Below are 3336 nucleotides of genomic sequence, written 5' to 3'. Positions count from 1 at the left end.
TCTTCCATCGTATGTCTCCAGTCTTCCAGATGGCTGATGACTGATGTAATCCGTCTCCGGAATAATCATGGAGAACTTTGTGAGACATAAAAGGCCGCTTCCAGGATTCGCAAGATTCGGCTGAGGATGCGTACACTTCACGGGCTTTTGAAAATTGCGCCATAGTAAACATAGGTGGACGAAATGCACAAATTGCCAGAATCGTTTACATTTTATCCCGCATGATGTCATTTTAAATAAACTTTAAATAATGTTTAAACAATACAGCGGGATAAAATAGCAACAAACACGCAACAAAACCGAACAGGCCCTATGTTCGTGTCCTTCCGCGCAGGGATGTGTGCCTGGGGCGTGGCCATGAAATCCTTTGGGAGCTCAGCATAGATGAAGCAACTGTCAAGGTCGGCTGTAACATTTATTTTTGGACATATGCAAAAGGAGAAGACAGGCAGCAGCACGGTACAGGCCTGCCGCATGGATGCTGTCCCCTTTTCTCCGATTAGATGGATTCATAAGAGGGTGAAAGTTTGTTAACTCCAGAGAAAAAAGCAAATGCAGGCAAGAGCGGAGAATTCGGAACTGTAAGAAACTACGTGAACGGCGGATTCGAAAATGCTGAGGAAACAACTGAGTACAAAGTGTTCAATCCGGCTTTCGGGAAAACAATAGCAACCGTCTATGACACTGAAAAGGCTTCAGTCGATCGGGCAATAGGCTACGCACATGATGCATTTCTCAAGTGGTCCACTGTTCCGATTACCAGCAGGATCAAACTCCTCTTCCGGCTGGAAAACCTGATGCAGGAAAACGCAGACGAACTCGCAAAGCTTGTAACAATGGAGCATGGCAAGACCTTTGAAGAGGCGAAGGGCGAAGTAATGCGGTCGATTGAAAATATTCAGGCCGCCTGCGCAGCCACATACCACATCATGGGCACAAACAACAAGAACATATCAAGTGGAATAGACGAGGAACTGATACGCGTTCCAATGGGTGTTTTTGCCGTTATTGCTCCGTTCAACTTCCCAATCATGGTTCCCTTCTGGTTTATCCCTTATGCCATAGGTCTCGGCAATACCATCGTGGTCAAACCTTCTGAAAAGGTGCCCCTGACAATGCAGAAGGCGATCGAGCTGATAGGAAGGGCGGGATTCCCTCCGGGGGTTGTTTCGGTCATAAACGGCTCGGCACCCGTTGTCAATGCAATTTTAGACAACAGGCAAATTGCCGGCGTGAGCTTTGTAGGATCGACCTCTGCCGGCGAATATATTTACAAAAGGGCCACAGCCAACCATAAAAGGGCACAGGCAGGAGCGTCGGCAAAGAATTACGAGCTTGTCATGCCTGACGCCGACCTGAAAAGGGTGATACCGGGACTTATCTCCTCTTTCTTTGGTAACGCCGGCGAGAGATGCCTGGCCGGTTCGGTCCTGGTTACATTGCCGGAAAATCATGAGAAAGTAGTCAGCGCTTTTACTGCGGCAGCACGCAGACTGAAGCTGGGATACGGACTGGATCCGGAGACCGAGATGGGCCCGCTCATCAGGGATGAGCACAGGAAAAGAGTGATTTCTTACATAGAGAAGGGAGAAGAGCAGGGCGCAAGGCTGGTTTTGGACGGCAGAGCCAATAAGCCGGCGGCTTATCGCGAAGGCTATTTTCTGGGACCTTCAGTGTTCGATGACGCACGCCATGATATGAGCATCATAAGGGAGGAAATTTTCGGCCCCGTGGCAAGCGTGGTGGAGGCTGAAAATTTTGACGGTGCCATTGAGCTGATTAACCGCAGTGAATTTGGAAACGCCTCCACAATTTTTACCTCTTCGGGCAGGTATGCCGATGAGTTTGTCTCGAGGGTGGAGGCAGGCAATATCGGTGTGAATATAGGAGTGGCAGCACCGATTGCATACTATCCGTTCGGCGGATTCAAAAAATCGTTCTTCGGAGACCTGCACGCGCAGGGCGGAAGGGACCATGTGATGTTCTACACAGACAGTAAGGTAATCATCAGAAGGTGGTAAAATCAGAACTGGAAATATGCCCGGCCATTATAACGGTGGGATTGAATGAGCGGCCTCGGTGACAAACATGAGGGCGGCCTGAGGCGCAACGCAGTAGGCCTGCTGCACATAATCTTCCAGTCCCAGTCGCATGTCGCACCGGCAGCGGATCTTGCATTGCTCATCACCGGAACGGCTGCAATTGCTCTGGGTGCAACGCCTCTGGTTATCCTTCTGGCTTGGGTGGGTTATTTCCTCCTTGTCAACACAAACTACCAGTTCTCAAAATACATTTCAAGCGCGAGCGGCTACTACGGTTTTGCAGCCAACGGCCTGGGAAAGAGATGGGGAATATTCACAGGATGGCTTTTTCTGGGCAATGAAATGCTCGCCTATCCTGCATTCGGATTCCTTGGAGCAGCATCCCTGCTGTATCTGCTGTCTCCGGTGCTGTCATCGATTCCGTATTTGTGGATTGTCCTGATCCTGCCCTTCATGTTATTCATTTTCATCATTGAATATCTTGGAATCAGGCCATCCCTGAACTATGCCTGGATTGCAGGCTCAATTGGGGTTGCCTTTCTGGTAATCACGGGTGTCGCGTAATTTTCCTGGTCGGGCCTCATAACACACTGTCTGTGTTTACCACCGCTCCTGTTGGCGGTGACTACACGCCGGTATTCCTTGCATTTATAATCGGCATCACCACTCTTGCAGGTTCCGGATCCGTGGTAGCCGTTGCCGAAGAAACAAAGCAGCCCAAACGGAACGTCCCAAGATCCCTTGTCCTTGTGATGCTTATTGATTTGTCCGTCATACTTGTGACCTATGCCCTGACAGTGGGCTGGGGCGTCTCGAAGATGGCTTCATTTGCGACATCTCCTGATCCGGGCATTATAGTATACAGCCATTATCTCGGGCCAGTTATTGCATTAATTTTTGTCGCAATCATTTACAACAGTTATTTTATGTTTGGCCTCGCAATCAACAACTCACTGTCCCGGACAATGTACGGCATGGCCAGGGACGACATTGTGTTTCCGAAAAGAGTATTTGCTACCACCCATCCCAAGTACAAGTCGCCGCACAGGATTATAATGCTGATAACAGGTTTCGGATTTCTGTTTGCAATTGTAAACGGCCTGATTTTTGGACCGTTTGAAGGCGGAGTTTACCCGTTCATAATGATAGGACTGATGCTGATTCTCGTCCACCTCATAAATAATTTCGCTCTGATCCTATGGCGGACATAAAGGGTTAGGCAATGAGTGCCGCAGATACATCAGCTTCTGAAACATGACCGACCTTCCATTCTTGCAGGAGCAGTGTCAGCCGT

The 3336-nt window shown here is 49.1% G+C and carries 3 protein-coding genes; all 3 read left to right on the top strand.

Annotation, left to right across the window (positions count from 1 at the left end; all coding sequences use genetic code 11):
- Positions 1-593: 593 nt before the first annotated feature.
- From KIS29_11445 to KIS29_11435, 3 genes are read left to right on the top strand one after another with little or no spacing between them, the layout of a single operon-like run.
- Positions 594-2021, top strand: a complete 1428-nt coding sequence (locus tag KIS29_11445; GenBank protein ID MBX8640940.1) for a CoA-acylating methylmalonate-semialdehyde dehydrogenase — start codon at positions 594-596, stop codon at positions 2019-2021.
- A gap of 45 nt (positions 2022-2066) precedes the next feature.
- Positions 2067-2606: a hypothetical protein gene (locus tag KIS29_11440; GenBank protein MBX8640939.1), complete on the top strand. Its 540-nt coding sequence runs from the start codon at positions 2067-2069 to the stop codon at positions 2604-2606.
- Between the two features lie 32 nt (positions 2607-2638).
- Complete coding sequence (locus KIS29_11435; GenBank protein ID MBX8640938.1) at positions 2639-3253, top strand: amino acid permease; 615 nt, start codon at positions 2639-2641, stop codon at positions 3251-3253.
- Positions 3254-3336 lie beyond the last annotated feature (83 nt).

Source organism: Candidatus Sysuiplasma jiujiangense, from assembly GCA_019721075.1.
Lineage (GTDB): Archaea > Thermoplasmatota > Thermoplasmata > Sysuiplasmatales > Sysuiplasmataceae > Sysuiplasma > Sysuiplasma jiujiangense.
The sequence above is the reverse complement of the archived record's forward strand: the minus strand, read 5'-3'. Positions and strand labels throughout refer to the sequence as shown.